Genomic DNA, 17,411 nt, shown 5'->3' with positions numbered 1-17,411 from the left:
CCCTTCGCACCGAGGTTCGCCGTGTCCCAGTCCTTGCCACGCTCGTCCCACATGCTCCGCCGTTGCAGTGTCGTCGCGTTGTCGATGCTGTGCGCACTCCCTGCGCTGGCTGCACGGGACGGCGCTGATCCGGTCACGGCGGTCAACACCTTCATCGGCACGCAGGACGAGGGCAACACATTTCCTGGCGCATCCGCGCCATTCGGCCTGATCCAGGTCAGTCCGATCACCGAGCACTACGCCGGCTATCGCTATACCGATCCGAAGATTCGTGGCTTCGGCCATTCCTTCATCTCCGGCGCGGGTTGCTGGGAGCAGGGCGGGCAGGTTGCGGTGTTGCCGGTGACGGGCACGATCGGACCTGGCGGGACGTTCGACACGGACAACAAGAAGGCCGAGCCCTTCGACTACAAGAAGTACGCATCGGCGTTCACCCACCATGGCGAGATCGGGCAGGCCGGCTACTACAAGGTGCGCCTGACCGCGGCTTCCAACACCAATGACGACGACGTCGATGCGGAAGCGACCGCACTGACCCGCGCCGGCGCCGAGCGTTACACCTTCGCGGCGAACCAGGATACCGGCCATGTGCTGGTCAACGTCGGCCAGGCGAACGAAAAACACGAAGTCGTCGGCAGCGTGATCAACGTCGTCGGCGACCGCGTGGTGGAAGGCAAGCTGGTCACGAAGAGTTTCTGCGGCGGACGGCAATACACCACCTGGTTCCGCCTCGAGTTCGACCGCCCGTTCAAGGCTTTCGGCACGTGGGACAAGGACGGCGCTGCGCCGGGTTCGCGTCACAGCATGGGCGCGCAATGGGAAGTCCCGAATGGCGCGTGGCTCAGCTTCGACCTCGGCAAGTCGCGCAGCGTCACCGCGATCAGCGCGATCTCGCACGTCGACGCTGAAGGCGCGCGCAGGAACCTCGACGCCGAAGGCAAGCGCAACGGCAGGCTGCTCGGCTTCGACGCGATGCGCGCGCAGGCGCAGGCGCAGTGGCGCAAGGAGCTGGGCTTGGTGCGCATCAGCGGCGGCAATGCCGACGATCGCAGCGTGTTCTACACCGCGCTATACCACGCGCTGCTGCAGCCGCTGACCGGCAGTGACGTCGATGGCCGCTATCGTGGTTACGACGAGCAGATCCATGTCGCCAACGGCTGGACCTACTACGAGTACTTCTCGCTGTGGGATACCTACCGCTCGCAGAATCAGTGGCTGGCGATACTGCAACCGCAACGCGCGCGCGACATCGCCAATTCGGTGCTGAAGATCCACGAGCAGATGGGTTGGCTGCCGCGCTGGGGCTACGCCAATTTCGACACCAACATCATGACCGGCGATCCAGTCACGCCGTTTCTGGTCGACCTGTGGCGCTTCGGCGCGCTTGAAGGCCGCGAACAGCAGGCGTGGGACGCGTTGTGGCAGAACGCATCTGGCCGCCCGCCGGCCATGTCACGTGCGCAGGGTCGCGCGGGCAACGACAGCTACCTCGCCAATGGCTACGTCCCGTACGACCGCGCGTATCCATCCAAGGGCATGGACGTCGACCAGCACCACGGCGGTTCGGCTACGTTCGAATATGCGCTGGGCGACTGCGCGCTGTCGCAGATGGCCGGAGCGCTGGGCGAAACCGCGGCTGCCGCAACGCTGCAGGAACGCGGTCGCACCTGGCGCAAGGTCTGGGATGCGGATGTAGCCGACGCCGAACTCGGACTGCGCGGCTTCCCGCGACCGCGCATGGAAGACGGCAACTTCTACACCCCGACGCACGGTGCCTACAGCCCGCGTTCCAACCACGGCTTCCACGAAGGCACCGCGTGGCAGTACCAGTGGCTGACCCAGCAGGACGTGCCGGGACTGCTCGCCGCGGTGGGAGGCCAGGACAACGCGGTCAAGCGCCTCGATGCGTTCTTCGCCTACGACGAACTGGTGAAGGACCTGCAGGGCGGCGCGCGCAAGCACTGGGTGGTCGGCCCGTACAGCTACTACAACCAGTACCGCTACAACCCCAACAACGAACCTGACCTGCACAGCCCGTGGATGTACACGCTGGTCGGCCAGCCGTGGAAGACCGCGACCGTGCTGCGCGCGGCGCAGGCGTTGTTCACCAACGCGCCCAACGGTGTCACCGGCAACGACGATCTCGGCACGATGTCGGCCTGGTACCTGTTCAGTGCGATCGGGATGTATCCGGCGGTCCCGGGCACCGGCCAGCTGCTGCTGCATGCGCCGCGCTTCGAACGGGTGGAACTTGATCTCGGCAACGGCCGCAGCCTGACGATCGAAGCGCCGGGCGCCGATGGCCGCCAGCTGCAATACGTCGACGGCGTCAGCGTGGACGGGATCCCGCGCGAGCAGGTGTGGCTGGATTGGGCGCAATTGCGCCAGGGCGGCACGATCGCTTTCCGGTTGACCGGCACACCGCCTGCCACGGGTTGGGGCACCGGCGCTGCCAGTTTGCCGGTCGCACCTTGCGCCCTGCCACGCTGATTGGTCCAACCATCATTGTTGCGCCGCAGGATGCTTTTATTTCGCCAGACCACGTAAATTAGATCGATCTATTAGACGCAGATCGCTTGCGATCACGAGGACCCGATGACCACACCCAAATCCGGCAGGAAGCCGGTCACCGTCACCGACATCGCCCGCGCCAGCGGCGTGTCGCGTGCGACGGTATCGCTGGTGCTGCGCGGTAGCCCGCTGGTGCATGCCGACACCCGCGCGAAGGTCGAGGCCCAGCTCAAGCGCCTGGGCTATGTCTACAACCGCGCCGCAGCCAACCTGCGCCGGCAGACCTCGTCCAGCGTCGCCCTCGTCATCAACGATCTGTCCAACCCGTTCTTCGCCGAATTCGCCGCCGGCGTCGACGAGGCCCTGGGCGAGGCCGGGTACATCACCCTGCTCGGCAGCACCAACGAATCGCCTGAACGCCAACACGCGGTGCTGGCCTCGCTGATGGAACACAGCCCGGCCGGCATCATCCTGTCGCCGGCCGAACACAGCGATGGCGAACAGGTGCAGCGCCTCGTCGGCGCGCATACCGCGGTCCTGGTGTTCAACCGTGAACTGCCGGGCGCCGACTGGGACTTCCTCGCCCTCGACAACCGGCGCGGCGCGCGCCTGGCGACCGAACACCTGCTCGCGCTCGGCCATCGCCGCATCGCGTTCTTCGGCGGCCACGCCGATTCCAGTTCCTGCCAGGAGCGCCGCCAGGGCTACATCGAGGCGATGATCGCGGCCGGCATCACGCCCGAACCGCGCTGGCTGGTCGAATGCACGCCCAGCCGCGTCGAAGCGGCGCGGACCACGGCCGAACTGGCGGCGAGTTATACCGATGTCACCGCGGCGGTCTGCTACAACGACAACGTTGCGCTAGGCCTCAAGCTCGGCCTGATCGCGCGCGGCCTGCGTCCCGGCCAGAACTTCGCCCTGACCGGGTTCGACGACATCCCCGAAGCAGCACAGACCACCCCCCCGCTGACCACGCTCGCGGTCGAGCCGCGCGCACGGGGGCGTCAAGCCGCGGAACTGCTGCTGGAACGCGTGCGCGACCGCGACGCGCCGGCACGCCACATCGTCGCGCCCGTACAGCTCGTCGTGCGCGGCAGCAGCGGCGCACCGGTGTCCTGATTTCCATTTCATCGTTGCGTGCCACATGGCGCGCCTCCTTCCACGCCACCAGGCTGCCTGCATGAGCACAACCACGATCGACAAGCCCGCCATGAACACGCGCATCGCGCTGATCGCGATGACCGCGATCTTCTTCATGTGGGGGTTCATCACCGAATTGAACGACGTGCTGATCCCGCACCTGAAGTCGGTGTTCGAACTCAAGTACTGGCAGGCGATGCTGATCCAGTTCTGTTTCTTCGGCGCTTACCTGGTGATGGCCGTGCCGGCCGGACGCGTGGTCGCGCATCTCGGCTACAAGCTCGGCATCGTGACCGGCCTGCTGGTGGCCGGCGGCGGCGCGCTGTTGATCCTGCCGGCGGCACAGATCGGTTCCTACAATCTGTTCCTGCCGGCGTTGTTCGTCCTCGCCACCGGCATCGTCCTGCTGCAGGTGTCGGCCAATCCGTATGTCGCCTTGCTCGGCGAACCGGAACGCGCCGCGAGCCGGCTCAACTTCGCACAGGCGATCAATTCCGTCGGGCATACCATCGGCCCCGCCGTGGGCGGTGCGTTGATCTTTGCCACCACCGCGCTCAGTGCCGACCAGCTCGCGGCATTGCCCGCCGCGCAGCGCGCGCAGACGGTGCAGCCTTTGTATCTGGGCGTGGCGCTGGCGTTGATCGTGCTGGCGGTCGCGGTCTATCTGTTCCGGCTGCCTGCGCATGCCGAAGCGACCGAGAAAGCCGATCCGCAGCGCCACACGTTTACCGAGGTGCTGAAATATCCGCATGTGCGCTTCGGCGTGTTGGCGATCTTCCTGTACGTCGGCGCGGAGGTCGCCATCGGCAGCTTCCTCGCCAATTACGCGATGCGCCCGGATATCGGCGCGATCGCCCCGGAAGACGTCGGCAAGTACGTGTCGATGTACTGGGGGTCGGCGATGATCGGCCGCTTCATCGGCGCCGCATTGCTGCTGAAGGCGAATCCACGCCGCCTGCTCGGCCTGTATGCGGTGGTCAACATCGCGCTGCTGCTGACCACGACGCTGAGCCACGGCCAGCTCGCACTGTGGAGCGTGATCGCGATCGGCTTCTTCAACTCGATCATGTTCCCGACCATTTTCACCCTGGTCATCGACCGGCTCGGCCCGCTGGTGCCCAAGGCCTCCAGTTTGCTGGTGATGGCGATCTTCGGCGGCGCGGTGATTCCGTTCGTGCAGGGTCATCTGGTCGACTTCATCCACGCCAGCACTGGCAACGAAACCACCGGCTTGCAGTACGCCTTCATCCTGCCGGCGCTGTGCTACGCCTACATCGTCTGGTACGGCTTGCGCGGCTCACGGCGGGCATGAGCGCGGCGGGCATGAGCGAAGCAGTCAGGAAGGACGCACGGATGCACGGGATCGTTTGCTTTGGTGAAGCGTTGATCGATTTCCTCGCCCGCTCCGGCGAGGACGCGGACGCGCCGCGCACCTTCACCCAGTACGCCGGCGGCGCGCCGGCCAACGTTGCGGTCGCGGTCGCCCGGCTGGGTGGGCGCAGTGAATTCGTCGGCATGTTCGGTGAGGACATGTTCGGCGATTTCCTGATCGACAGCCTTGCCCGCCACGGCGTCGGTACGCATCATGCACGCCGCACCGCGGAGGCCAAGACCGCGCTTGCTTTCGTCGCGCTCGATGGCCAAGGCGAACGCAGCTTCAGCTTCTATCGCCCGCCCGCCGCCGATCTGCTGTTTCGGCCGGAACATTTCGACGCCGCCTGTTTCGCCAATGCCGCGATCTTCCACGCCTGCAGCAACAGTCTGACCGAGGAAGCGATCGCGCAGACCACCCTGCATGGCATGACACAAGCGCGCGAACACGGCGCGCTGGTCAGCATCGACCTCAACCTGCGGCCATCGTTGTGGTCGCCGCAGGTCGATCCGTTGCCGCGGCTATGGAGTGCATTGGAGCAGGCCGACCTGGTCAAGCTGGCGCGTAACGAACTGGATTACCTCGCCGCGGACGTCGGCGCCGAAGAGGCGGTCTACGCACGGTTGTGGGCCGCGAGTGCGCGCCTGATCGTCGTCACCGATGGGAGTGCGCCGCTGCACTGGCGCAGCCGCGACCGTCGCGGCAGCCTGCCTGCATTCGTCGTGCGCGCGATCGACACCACGGCAGCCGGCGATGCGTTCGTCGGCGGCTTGCTGTACCAACTCGCTGCGCGCGAGGTGACACCGGCCAACTTCGACGCGCTGTTGCACGACGAGGCGACGCTTGCCGACGTGCTGCGTTTCGCCGCCGCCTGTGGCGCGCTCACCGTGACCCAACACGGCGCATTCGCGGCGATGCCAACCCTGGCCGAAGTCAAGACCCTGTTCGATGGCGCCCATGCCCTGGGCCGCAGCGCATGATTCCCCGGAGCCTTGTCCCATGAGTGCGAATCCCGTTTCCAGAAGCGCCGATTTCCGCAGCGCCGATTTCCTGCGCACGCACATCGCGCAGACGATGGCGTTCTACCATCCGCGCTGCATCGATCCGACCGGCGGTTTCTTCCATTACTTCAAGGATGACGGCACGGTCTACGACGCCGGCCATCGCCACCTCGTCAGCAGCACGCGCTTCGTCTTCAACTACGCGATGGCGTATCGGGAGTTCGGCAATCTCGAATATCTCGAAGCCGTGCATCACGGCTTGCGCTATCTGCGCGACGTGCATCGCAATCCGGTGAGCGGCGGTTATGCGTGGACGCTGCGTGATGGCGTGGTCGAGGACGCGACCAACCACTGCTACGGCGTGGCGTTCGTGCTGCTGGCGTATTCGACCGCGCTGAAGGCGGGCGTCGAGCGGGCGCGCGAATGGATGGACGACACCTGGGACCTGCTGCAGCTGCGCTTCTGGGAGCCATCGGCTGGCCTGTACAAGGACGAAGCCGATGCCGGCTGGAATTTCAGCAGCTACCGCGGCCAGAACGCCAACATGCACATGTGCGAGGCGATGCTCGCCGCATTCGAAGCCAGCGGCGAGCGCCGCTACCTCGAGCGCGCGCTCACGCTTGCCGACAACATGACCCGGCGCCAGGCGGCGAAAGCCGACGGCCTCGTCTGGGAGCATTACGACGTCGACTGGAACATCGACTGGAATTACAACCGCGACAATCCGAAACACCTGTTCCGTCCGTGGGGCTTCCAGCCCGGCCACCAGACCGAATGGGCGAAGCTGTTGGTGATCCTCGACCGCCACGTCGCGTCTGACTGGCTGGTGCCGACCGCGCGGCACCTGTTCGACACCGCGCTAGCACGTTCGTGGGACCAGCGGCGCGGCGGGATGTATTACGGCTTCGCGCCGGATGGTTCCGTCTGCGACGACGACAAGTATTTCTGGGTGCAGGCCGAATCGCTCGCCGCCGCTGCGCTGCTGGCCGCACGCACCGGCGATGACGTGTATTGGAGCTGGTACGACCAGTTATGGGCCTACAGCTGGAAGCATTTCGTCGACCACACGCATGGCGCGTGGTACCGCATCCTCGATGCCGACAACCGCAAGTACAGCGACGAGAAGAGCCCGGCCGGCAAGACCGATTACCACACCATGGGTGCGTGTTACGAAGTGTTGGACGTGGTGCGCAAGCCAACGGAGTAATCGCGATGATCCAGCGTATGTACCTGCTGCTGTTGTGCCTGGCGACGTCGGCAGCGTTCGCCGCGCAGCCGTCTTCGCGCAAGCTCGATAGCGCGTGGTCTTTCCGCCTGGTGCCGACCGATGCCCTCGCCACCGAGCACGACACTGCCACCCAATGGCGGTCGGCGACGGTGCCTGGCTACGTCCACACCGACCTGCTTGCCCACGGCGCAATCCCGGATACTTACGTCGGCGCACCTGAAGCCGGCTTGCAGTGGATTGGGCTCGGCACCTGGGAATACCGGACGCAGTTCGATGTCGATCGTGCGACATTGAAGCGCGCGCACGCCGATCTGGTGTTCGAAGGACTGGACACGTTCGCGGACGTCTATCTCAACGAGACGAAGCTGCTGTCGGCCGACAACGCGCACCGCACCTGGCGCGTGCCGGTGCAGGGCAAACTACGCGCACGCGGCAATCAGCTGCGCGTGGTGCTGCACTCTCCGATCCGCCGCCTGCTGCCGCAGGTGCAGGCGATGCCGCACAAACTTGCCGGCAACTATCCCTCGCCCTTCGGCGACGAGCCGAAAGACGCGATGACCGTCAACTTCGCGCGCAAGCCCGCCTACCACTCCGGCTGGGATTGGGGCCCGCGCTACGTCACCGCCGGCATCTGGCGGCCGGTGCGGCTGGAGAGCTGGGACGCGTTGCGTATCGGCGACTTCCATGTGCAGCAGAACAAGGTGGACGAACACGCCGCCGAACTCGCTGCCGAGGTCGAGATCGAGTCCGACGATGCAGGTGCGGTCACGCTCGAAGTGGAGCATCGCGATCCCGATGGCAAGTCAGCGGTCGTCAAGCAGCAGGCGACCCTCGTGCGAGGACAGAACAAGATCGCCGTGCCTCTCCGCATCGACCGTCCGCGACGCTGGTATCCAACCGGCTACGGCGAGCAGGCGCTGTACACCTTCACTGCGCGCGTCGTCGATGACAACGGCAAGCAAGCCGAGGCCAGCCGCCGGACCGGCCTGCGCAGCGTCGAGCTGCGGCGTGAGCGCGACCAGTGGGGCCGCGGTTTCGCCTTCGTCATCAATGGCATTCCGGTGTTCGCGAAGGGGGCAAACACGATCCCATTCGACGCCTTCCCTGCGCGCGTCACGCAAGCGCAACTGCTGCGCGTGCTCGAGTCCGCGCGCGATGCCAACATGAACATGGTGCGCAGCTGGGGTGGCGGTCATTACGAGAGCGACGCGTTCTTCGAGTTGACCGACGAACTCGGCCTGCTGGTCTGGCAGGACTTCATGTTCGGCGGCGGCATGCAGCCCGCCTACGACCCGGCGTTCCGCGCCAATGTCGTCGCCGAGGCGCGCGACAACATCCGCCGCCTGCGCGATCACCCCAGCCTGGTCCTGTGGTGCGGCAACAACGAAGAAGAGACCGCGTGGAAGAACTGGGGCCAGGGCAAGGCGCTGACCGCAGCCGATCCGGCGTTCGCGAAGCAAGTGTGGGATGGCTACGTGCAGCTGTTCGGCCACGACCTGCGCGATGTCGTGGTGCGGGAAGGCGGCGGCGTGCCGTACTGGTCGAGTTCGCCGAGCAACGATCTCGACGGCCCCGCCAACGATTCCAACAATGGCGACAAGCACGATTGGGGCGTGTGGGCCGAGTCCAAGCCGATCGAGGCGTACCTCGCCGAGACGCCACGCTTCGTGTCCGAATTCGGCCTGCAGGGTTGGCCGTCGCTGCGCACGATCGACAGCTTCGCGACGAAGGCGGAGCAGGGCATCGAGTCGCCGGTGATCCGCGCGCACCAGAAATTCATGGCCGGCGACGGCAACGCGCGCGTGCTGCAGTACATCCGCGAAGGCTATGGCGAGCCGAAGGATTTCGCCGACTTCGTCTATCTCAGTCAGGTGATGCAGGCCGAAGGCATCGAACTGGCTTCGTTGCATCATCGCGCCTCGCGTCCGCGCACGATGGGTTCGCTGTACTGGCAGCTCAACGACGTGTGGCCCGGCGCGTCGTGGGCGAGCATCGACTACTACGGGCGCTGGAAGCCGCTGCACTTCCACGCGCGACGGTTCTTCGCGCCGCTCGCGGTGGCCGCACTGCGCAAGGACGCGAAAACCGAAGTCACGCTGGTCTCCGACCGGACGGCATCGGTTTCCGGCGAGCTGCGCCTGCGCGTGATCGACTTCGACGGCAAGGTGCTTCGCGACGAACGCAAGCCGGTCACGCTGGCGCCGCTCACCGCGACGGCCGTGGCGAATTACGCCGACGCCGAGTTGTTGCGTGGTGCCGATCGCGTACGCACGGCCGCGGTGTTCGAACTGCTGGTCGACGACACACCCGTCTCGCGTCGGATCGTTTACTTCGACGCTGCAAAAGCACTCGCCTTGCCCGACCCCGGCCTGCACGCCGAACTGCAGCGCGACGTCGACGGCTATCGCCTCGATCTGCACGCCGACAAGCTGGCACGCGCGGTGTGGATCGATTTCGGTGAGCTCGATGTCGGACTCTCGGACAACGCGTTGTCGTTGTTGCCCGGTGAAACTGTGTCGCTACGACTGGTATCGAAGGCCAACCTCGACGACTTGCAACAACAACTCACCCTGCGTTCGCTCACTTCCAGGCAAAACCAATGAAACTATTGACGACATGTTGTCTGCTGCTGGCGCTTGCGCTGCCATCGGCCCACGCCGCCAACCGCGATACCGCCAAGCGCGATGCAATCACCGATGCGCAGGCCACCAAACTCGCTGCCCGCGTCAAGGAAGAAACCCGCCACGCCTGGCGCGGCTACATGCGCTACGCCAAGGGGCACGACGCGCTCAAGCCGCTGAGCAAGGCGCCGCGTGACTGGTACGCACATTCGTTGCTGATGACGCCGGTGGATGCGCTCGACACCCTGATCCTGATGGGCCTGGACGAGGAAGCGAAAGAAGCCCGCGAACTGATCGCCACCGAGTTGTCGTTCAACCACGACATCTACGTGCAGAATTTCGAAGTCACCATCCGCCTGCTCGGTGGCCTGCTCTCGGGCTACCAGCTGACTGGCGATGAGCGCCTGCTCAAGCTCGCAGACGATCTCGGCCAGCGCCTGCTACCGGTGTTCGAATCCAAAACCGGCTTGCCGTACACGCATGTCAACCTGCGCACCGGCGCGGTGCGCGGCGCCGTCAGCAATCCAGCCGAAACCGGCACGCTGCTGCTCGAGTTCGGCATGCTGGGCAAGCTCACCGGCAAGCCGGTCTATTTCGACAAGGCCAAGCGCGCGTTGGTGGAAACCTACAACCGTCGTTCGAAGCTCGGCCTGGTCGGTGCGGGCATCAACGTGGAGACCGGCGAGTGGACCGATCGCGACAGCCACATCGGCGGCGGCATCGACTCCTATTACGAATACCTCTACAAGTGCTGGCGCCTGTTCGGTGACGAAGACTGCAAGTGGATGTGGGAAGACGGCATCGCCGCGGTCAACAAACACCTCGCCGATGAAGTGCGCGAGGGCGAACTCTGGTACGGACACGTCGACATGGATACCGGCAAGCGCACCGCAACCCATTACGGGGCGCTCGATGCGTTCATGCCGGCATTGCTGGCGCTCGGTGGCGATCTGGATCGCGCACGCCGGTTGCAGGCCTCAGGCCTGAAGATGTGGCAGCTGCATGACATCGAGCCGGAAGCGCTCGACTACCAGAAGATGGAAGTCGTGTCGGGCGGTTATCCGTTGCGACCGGAAATCGTCGAATCCGCCTATTACCTCTACCGCTACACCGGCGATGCGCAATACCGCGCGATGGGCCGCGAGTTCTTCGAGGATTTCGTCCGCCATTGCCGCACCCAGGATGGTTACGCGGCGTTGAAGGATGTGCGCAGCAAGGAACAGACGGATTCGATGGAGAGCTTCCTCTTCGCCGAGACCTTCAAGTATTTCTACCTGTTGTTCGCGCCGAAGCAGGTGCTGGACTTCGACCGCGTCACTTTCAACACCGAAGCGCACCCGCTGCGACCGAACTGATCCGACCTGCTATTGGTTTTGTAGGAGCGGATTATCGCCGCGAGCTCTTGATTCTGGGCAACTAAAAGCTCGCGGATATAAGCCGCTCCTACAACGTGAAGCGGAATTCGGGTTGTCTCAACAGGTCGCGCTGCCAACGAACGCCTGCTGCCTCCAGGCCTCGAACACCACCACCGCAACCGCATTGGACAGGTTGAGGCTGCGGTTGTCGGGCCGCATCGGCAGGCGCAGGCGTTGCGCGTGCGGAATCGCGGCCAGCACATCCCCGGGCAGGCCGCGGGTTTCCGGGCCGAACAGGAAAGCATCGCCTGCGGCATAGGCCGGCGTGTCGTAGCGGGTCGTGCCACGCGTGCTGAGCGCGAACAGGCGTTGCGGCGCGATCGCGGTGAGTGCTGCCTCGAGCGACTCATGCACCTGCAGCGTGGCGTACTCGTGGTAGTCGAGCCCGGCGCGCCGCAGTTGCTTGTCGTCGAGCGAAAACCCCAGCGGCGCCACCAGGTGCAGGCGCGCGCCGGTGTTGGCGCACAGGCGGATCACGTTGCCGGTGTTGGGCGGGATTTCGGGTTGGTAGAGGAGGATGTCGAACATGTTGAAGTCGGAAGAGGGAACGGAATCGCAGGGCGGGTCTTGACCCGCCGCTTCACGCCCGCCCGCCTTACGCGCCAAGGCGGGTCAAGACCCGCCCTACCAGGGCATGACTTCGCCTTGCCAATCGAGGAACTGCCCGCTCTGCTCGAGCGGAAAGGCATCGATCACCCGCAACAATCCCGCCACTGCCTGCGCCGGCGATGTCTGCGCGCTCTCGCCGCCCATCTCGGTCTGCACCCAACCGGGATGCAGGGCGATCACGCCGATGCCGCGCGGTGCCAGCGCCTTGGCCAGCATTACGGTGGCCATGTTCTGCGCGGCCTTGCTGATGCAGTAGCTGGGCGAGCGGAACTCGGTACGACTGGCGATCGAACCCATCGTCGAGGACAGGTTGGCAATGCGCGCGCCATCGACCAAGAGCGGCGCCAGCGCCTGGGTCAGCAGGAATGGGCCGCTGGCGTTGGTGCGCAGGCTGTCGTCGAGGTTCGTCGCTGGCACGCTGCCGAAACGCTCCCCGGAATGCAGCACGCCGGCGTTGTTGATCAGCAGATCGAGCTTTTCGTCTGCGATGACCAGCGGCAGTTCGTGCGCGAACGCGGTGCGCGATTTCTCGTCGGCGACGTCCAGCGGCAGCACATGCAGGCGGCCGGGGTGCTCGCCGGCGAGGCTGTTCAAGGCGGTGGCCTTGCCCGGGTGCCGGCAGGCGGCGATCACGCGGTCGCCGCGCGCCAGCAGTTGCCGGACGAACTCCAGGCCGAGACCACGGTTGGCGCCGGTGACGAGGCTGCGACGGCTCATGGGGCGCTCCATACGAGGGCGGATATGCCCTCTGGCCTAGTGTATCGGTCGCGCCGTAAAGCTAGGATCGGGGGTTGGACTGAACCTTCCACCATGGAGTTTTTCGCATGTCTTCGATCCGCCGGCCGCGCGCCGCATTCAAACAGGGCCTGCTCGCCCTTGCCCTGACCACCGCGCTCGGCGGCGGCGCTGCTTTTGCTCCCAGCGACGCCCTCGCGAAGTCCGCGCAGGGCGCCAGCGTTGATATTCCCTACAAGGAGTTCACGCTGGCTAACGGCTTGCGCGTGGTCGTGCACACCGACCGCAAGGCGCCGATCGTCGCGGTCAACCTCTGGTACCACGTCGGTTCGAAGGACGAGCCGGCCGGTCGCAGCGGCTTTGCCCATCTGTTCGAGCACCTGATGTTCAACGGTTCAGAAAACGCCCCCGGCGAATTCTTCGAGCCGTTCGAGCTGGCTGGTGCCACCGACATGAACGGCACCACCAATTCCGACCGCACCAATTACTTCGAGAACGTACCCACCACCGCGCTCGACATGGCGCTGTGGATGGAATCCGACCGCATGGGCCATCTGCTCGGCGCGATCGACCAGAAGACGCTCGACGAGCAGCGCGGCGTGGTCCAGAACGAGAAGCGCCAGGGCGAGAACCAGCCCTATGGCCAGGTCTGGGAGAAGCTCGGCAAGGCGATGTACCCGAAGGGCCATCCCTATCACCACAGCACCATCGGCTCGATGGCCGACCTCAACGCCGCGTCGCTGGAAGACGTGAAGCAGTGGTTCCGCACCTGGTACGGCCCGAACAACGCAGTGCTGGTGCTGGCCGGCGATATCGACGTCGCCACCGCCAAGGAAAAAGTCGCCAAGTACTTTGGCGACATCCCGGCCTCGCCGGACATGGCCCAGCCCAAGGTCGATGTCGCCCAGCGTGACCAGTCGACGCGCGAAACCATGCAGGACAAGGTGCCGCAGACGCGCATCTACCGCCTGTGGAACGTGGCCCAGGTCGGCACCACCGACATCGACCAGTTGCAGGTGTTCGCGCAGGTGCTCGGCGGCAGCCGCAGCTCGCGCCTGGACAAGCGTTTGTTCTTCGACGACAAGCTGGTCGATAGCGTCAGTGCCAGCGCCGAATATTCGCAGCTCGGCTCGAGCTTCTTCATCTCCGCCACCGTCAAGCAGGGCGTGGATGCGGCGAAGGTCGAAGCGATCATCGATGAAGAGCTGAAGAAGCTGATCAAGGACGGCCCAACCGCCGTCGAGCTGACCCAGGCCAAGACGGTGTTGAACGCCGGCTTCATCCGCGGCGTCGAACGCATCGGCGGCTTCGGCGGCAAGGCCGACGCGCTGGCGGAATGCACCATCTACACCGGCAACCCGGGCTGCTTCCGCGACACGCAGAAGAATTGGGCCGCCACCACCGCTGCCGATTTCAAGACACTCGGTGCGAAGTGGCTGAGCAAGGGCGACCACACCCTGGTCGTCAATCCTGGCGAGCGCACCGCACTGGTCGAGGATCCGGCCGAGACGCCGACGCCGCTGACGCTGCCGCCGGTCAACAGCAAGTACCTGACCATGCCCAGCACCGTCGACCGCAAGGCCGGCGTGCCGCAGACCACGCAGTTCCCGCAGCTCAAGTTCCCGTCGCTGCAGCGTGCCACGCTCAGCAATGGCACCAAGGTGATCCTCGCCGAGCGCCACGACGTGCCCGTGGTGCAGATGAGCTATCTGTTCGGCGGCGGCTATGCGGCCGATGCCGGACGCAAGCTCGGCACCTCGAGCTTTGCCCTGGGCATGCTCGACGAAGGCGCGGGCGACCTCGATGCGCTGGCGTTCGGCAACCGCGCTGAAGCATTGGGTGCCAACCTCGGCGCTTCGGCTTCGCTCGACGGTGGCAGCGCCTATCTCTCCGCGCTGAAGGACAAGCTCGACGATTCCGTGGGCCTGTTCGCCGACATGCTGCGCAAGCCGCGTTTCGACGACATGGAAATCGAACGCGTGCGCGCCACCTGGCTGGCCGGTATCCAGCAGGAAAAGGCACGTCCGCAGGGTGCAGCGATGCGCGTGCTGCCGCCGTTGCTGTACGGCGAGGGTCATGCCTACGCGATCCCGTTCAGCGGCACCGGCACGGAAGCTTCGATCGCGTCGCTGACGCGTGATGACCTCGTTGGCTACCACCGCGACTGGGTGCGTCCGGACAACGCGACCCTGGTCATCGTCGGCGACACCACGCTCGCGCAGATCACCCCGGTGCTGGAGAAGCACTTGGGCGACTGGAAGGCCTCGGGCACGGCGGCTACGACGAACGCAATCTCGGCGGTGGCCCTGCCGACCAAGCCACGCGTTTACCTGATCGACCAGCCGGGTGCAGTACAGGCCAATCTCTACGTCGGCCAGTTGGTGCCTTCGACCAAGGACAAAGGTGCGACCAAGCTGGAAATCGCCAATGCGGTGCTCGGCGGCGAGTTCTCCTCGCGCCTGAACATGAACCTGCGCGAGGACAAGCACTGGGCCTACGGTTCCTACAGCATGGTGCAGAACGCGCTCGGCCAGCGGCCGTGGATGGCGTTCGCGGCGGTGCAGATCGACAAGACCGCCGAATCGCTGAAGGAAATGTCGCGCGAGATCAACGAGTACGCGACCGGCAAGTCCCCACCTAAGCCGGAAGAGGTGAGCAAGATCCAGTCGACCGAAATCCGCGGCCTGCCGGGTTCGTACGAAACCGCCGGCGCCGTGATGGGCACCGTCGGCGGCATCGTCCGCTACGGCCGTCCGGACGACTACGTGTTCCAGCGCAAGGCCGAGATCGAAGGCCTGACGCCGGCGCAGGTGGCGAATGCGGCGAAGGCGATCGATCCGAACGCGCTGACCTGGGTCGTGGTCGGCGATCTGTCGAAGATCGAGCAGCCGGTGCGCGCGCTGAATCTCGGTGAGGTGTCGGTGGTCGATGCCGACGGCAAGCCGGTGGCGAAGACCGCGGCGAAGTAAGTCTCTACTCCCTCCCTTTCGCCGAAGGCGAAGGGGGTGAGGAGGGCTGCTTGCGAGCCACTGGCTCGCGGCCCGACGAACGCCCGACGGCTATGCCGGCGGGCCGGACGGGTTGGGGAGGGGTGCTTTTGATGTTGTGGCTTTACGCGAAGAGCACCCCTTCCCAACCTCCCCCTACCCGCTGCGCGGGCAAGGGGAGGAGACCAGCACCGCTTTTGCGAGATTCAGACGCACGGGGCCACAATCCCGTGCGTTTTTTCATTCCGGAGCCTCCATGCGCAAACTGATCATCGCTGCCGCGTTTGTCCTCGTCGCCACGGGCTGTACCTGGGTCCACATGGCACCCGGCGCGAGCGCGGTGCGGGTAGTCACCGGTCCGCCGGCCGGTTGTGAGAAGCGTGGCGAGGTCGTGGTCTCGGTCAAGGACAGCATCGCCTTCTACGAGCGCAACCATCTGAAGGTACGCGAGGAGCTGGAGACCTTGGCGCGCAACGAGGCTCCCGGCCTGAACGCCGACACCGTCCAGCCCCTGGGGCCGCCGACGAACGGTGAACAGCGTTACGCCGCCTGGCGCTGCGGCAGATAAACCCCCGCATCGATCCGTGACCGGCGCGGATGTGCAGGGGCCGTGAAGGCGGTATCCTGTCGCGTTTCCGTGCCACCCGGTACGCCTAGGCAGTACGCATCATGCTGTTCCAACACGTCGCCATCGCTGGCCTCGCCCACATCGACGCGCCGCGTCGGTTGAGCTCCGAGGAGATCAACGCCCGCCTGAAGCCTACCCTGGACCGTCTCGGCATCAAGGCCGACGTGCTCAAGGACATCGCCGGCATCCATGCGCGGCGGCTGTGGGACGAAGGCATGCAGGCGTCCGACGCGGCCACGCTGGCCGGGGTCAAGGCGCTGGCCGACGCCGGCATCGATCCGGACAAGATCGGGCTGCTGGTCAACACCTCGGTCAGCCGCGACTACCTGGAGCCGTCGACCGCCTCGATCGTCAGCGGCAACCTGGGCCTCGGCGACGAATGCCAGAACTTCGACGTCGCCAACGCCTGTCTGGCCTTCCTCAGCGGCATGGACATCGCCAGCCGCATGATCGAGCGTGGCGAGATCGACTACGCGCTCGTGGTCGACGGCGAGACCGCCAACCTGGCCTACGAGAAGACCATCGAGCGCATGCTGCGCAGCGATTCGACCGAGGCCGAATTCAAGAACGAGATGGCGACGCTGACGCTCGGCTCCGGCGCCGCGGCGATGGTGCTGGCCCGCGCCGAACTCGCGCCGGGCGCACCGCGCTACCGCGGCGGCGTTACCCGCGCGGCCACCGAGTGGAACAAGCTGTGCCGCGGCAACCTCGACGGCATGATCACCGACACCCGCATGCTGATGATCGAGGGCATCAAGCTCGCCAGCAAGACCTTCCAGGTCGCCCGGCAGAGCCTCGGCTGGGTGGTGGAGGAACTCGACGAGTTCGTCATCCACCAGGTCAGCAAGGTCCACACCTCGGCCATCATCCAGGCCATCGGCATCGATCCGAAGAAGGTCATGACGATCTTCGGCGAGCATGGCAACATCGGTCCGGCGTCGGTGCCGATCGTGCTCAGCAAGCTGCGCGAGATGGGCCGCCTGAAGAAGGGCAGCCGCGTCGCACTGCTCGGCATCGGTTCGGGCCTGAATTGCTCGATGGCCGAAGTCGTCTGGTGATTTTTTAGCCTCTCTCTGCAAGGAGAGAGGTTGGGGTGAGGGACGGCGAAGCGACACTGTTCCTTGCCGGATCCGTCCAAGCATCATCTCCTTCGCACACCGAACC

Annotated in this window: 12 protein-coding genes; 10 read left to right on the top strand and 2 right to left on the bottom strand. The window is 65.4% G+C overall.

Annotated features, from left to right (window positions below; all coding sequences use genetic code 11):
- The first annotated feature begins 84 nt into the window (after window positions 1-84).
- From MO486_RS14285 to MO486_RS14255, 7 genes are all read left to right on the top strand, one after another.
- Window positions 85-2,490, top strand: coding sequence for a GH92 family glycosyl hydrolase (locus MO486_RS14285; RefSeq protein ID WP_242909480.1), 2,406 nt, complete (start codon window positions 85-87; stop codon window positions 2,488-2,490).
- Window positions 2,491-2,595: 105 nt separating this feature from the next.
- Complete coding sequence (locus MO486_RS14280) at window positions 2,596-3,630, top strand: LacI family DNA-binding transcriptional regulator (RefSeq protein WP_242909133.1); 1,035 nt, start codon at window positions 2,596-2,598, stop codon at window positions 3,628-3,630.
- Between the two features lie 61 nt (window positions 3,631-3,691).
- Window positions 3,692-4,963: a sugar MFS transporter gene (locus MO486_RS14275; protein ID WP_242909130.1), complete on the top strand. Its 1,272-nt coding sequence runs from the start codon at window positions 3,692-3,694 to the stop codon at window positions 4,961-4,963.
- 41 nt (window positions 4,964-5,004) lie between these two features.
- Entirely contained in the window at window positions 5,005-6,003 is a 999-nt protein-coding gene (locus tag MO486_RS14270) for a carbohydrate kinase (RefSeq protein ID WP_242909128.1), read from the top strand.
- 19 nt (window positions 6,004-6,022) lie between these two features.
- A complete protein-coding gene (locus tag MO486_RS14265) occupies window positions 6,023-7,231 on the top strand; it encodes an AGE family epimerase/isomerase (protein WP_242909126.1) in 1,209 nt (402 codons plus the stop codon).
- Window positions 7,232-7,236: 5 nt separating this feature from the next.
- Window positions 7,237-9,855 (top strand): glycoside hydrolase family 2 protein, encoded by a 2,619-nt coding sequence (locus tag MO486_RS14260; protein ID WP_242909124.1) that lies wholly within the window; start codon window positions 7,237-7,239, stop codon window positions 9,853-9,855.
- A complete protein-coding gene (locus MO486_RS14255; protein WP_242909122.1) occupies window positions 9,852-11,228 on the top strand; it encodes a glycoside hydrolase family 47 protein in 1,377 nt (458 codons plus the stop codon). The genes MO486_RS14260 and MO486_RS14255 overlap by 4 nt, the downstream gene beginning before the upstream one ends.
- Before the next feature lie 117 nt (window positions 11,229-11,345).
- Here the strand turns inward: MO486_RS14255 and trmL are convergent, their stop codons facing one another.
- Together trmL and MO486_RS14245 are read right to left on the bottom strand one after the other, a co-directional pair.
- Complete coding sequence (gene trmL, locus MO486_RS14250) at window positions 11,346-11,816, bottom strand: tRNA (uridine(34)/cytosine(34)/5-carboxymethylaminomethyluridine(34)-2'-O)-methyltransferase TrmL (protein WP_242909104.1); 471 nt, start codon at window positions 11,814-11,816, stop codon at window positions 11,346-11,348.
- Between the two features lie 96 nt (window positions 11,817-11,912).
- Window positions 11,913-12,614, bottom strand: coding sequence for an SDR family oxidoreductase (locus MO486_RS14245; RefSeq protein WP_242909102.1), 702 nt, complete (start codon window positions 12,612-12,614; stop codon window positions 11,913-11,915).
- 107 nt (window positions 12,615-12,721) lie between these two features.
- On the opposite strand from MO486_RS14245, the gene MO486_RS14240 reads away from it, so the two are divergent.
- The 3 genes from MO486_RS14240 to MO486_RS14230 all read left to right on the top strand — a co-directional run bounded on the left by MO486_RS14240 (window position 12,722) and on the right by MO486_RS14230 (window position 17,305).
- Complete coding sequence (locus tag MO486_RS14240) at window positions 12,722-15,601, top strand: pitrilysin family protein (protein WP_242909100.1); 2,880 nt, start codon at window positions 12,722-12,724, stop codon at window positions 15,599-15,601.
- Between the two features lie 337 nt (window positions 15,602-15,938).
- Window positions 15,939-16,187: a DUF4156 domain-containing protein gene (locus tag MO486_RS14235; protein WP_242909478.1), complete on the top strand. Its 249-nt coding sequence runs from the start codon at window positions 15,939-15,941 to the stop codon at window positions 16,185-16,187.
- A 101-nt stretch (window positions 16,188-16,288) separates the two neighbouring features.
- Window positions 16,289-17,305, top strand: coding sequence for a 3-oxoacyl-ACP synthase III (locus MO486_RS14230; RefSeq protein WP_242909098.1), 1,017 nt, complete (start codon window positions 16,289-16,291; stop codon window positions 17,303-17,305).
- Window positions 17,306-17,411 lie beyond the last annotated feature (106 nt).

The sequence above is a fragment of the Lysobacter sp. CFH 32150 genome (genome assembly GCF_022758295.1).
Taxonomy (GTDB): Bacteria; Pseudomonadota; Gammaproteobacteria; order Xanthomonadales; family Xanthomonadaceae; genus CFH-32150.
Note: the sequence above shows the minus strand (reverse complement) of the source record. Positions and strands in the feature narration are given on the sequence as shown.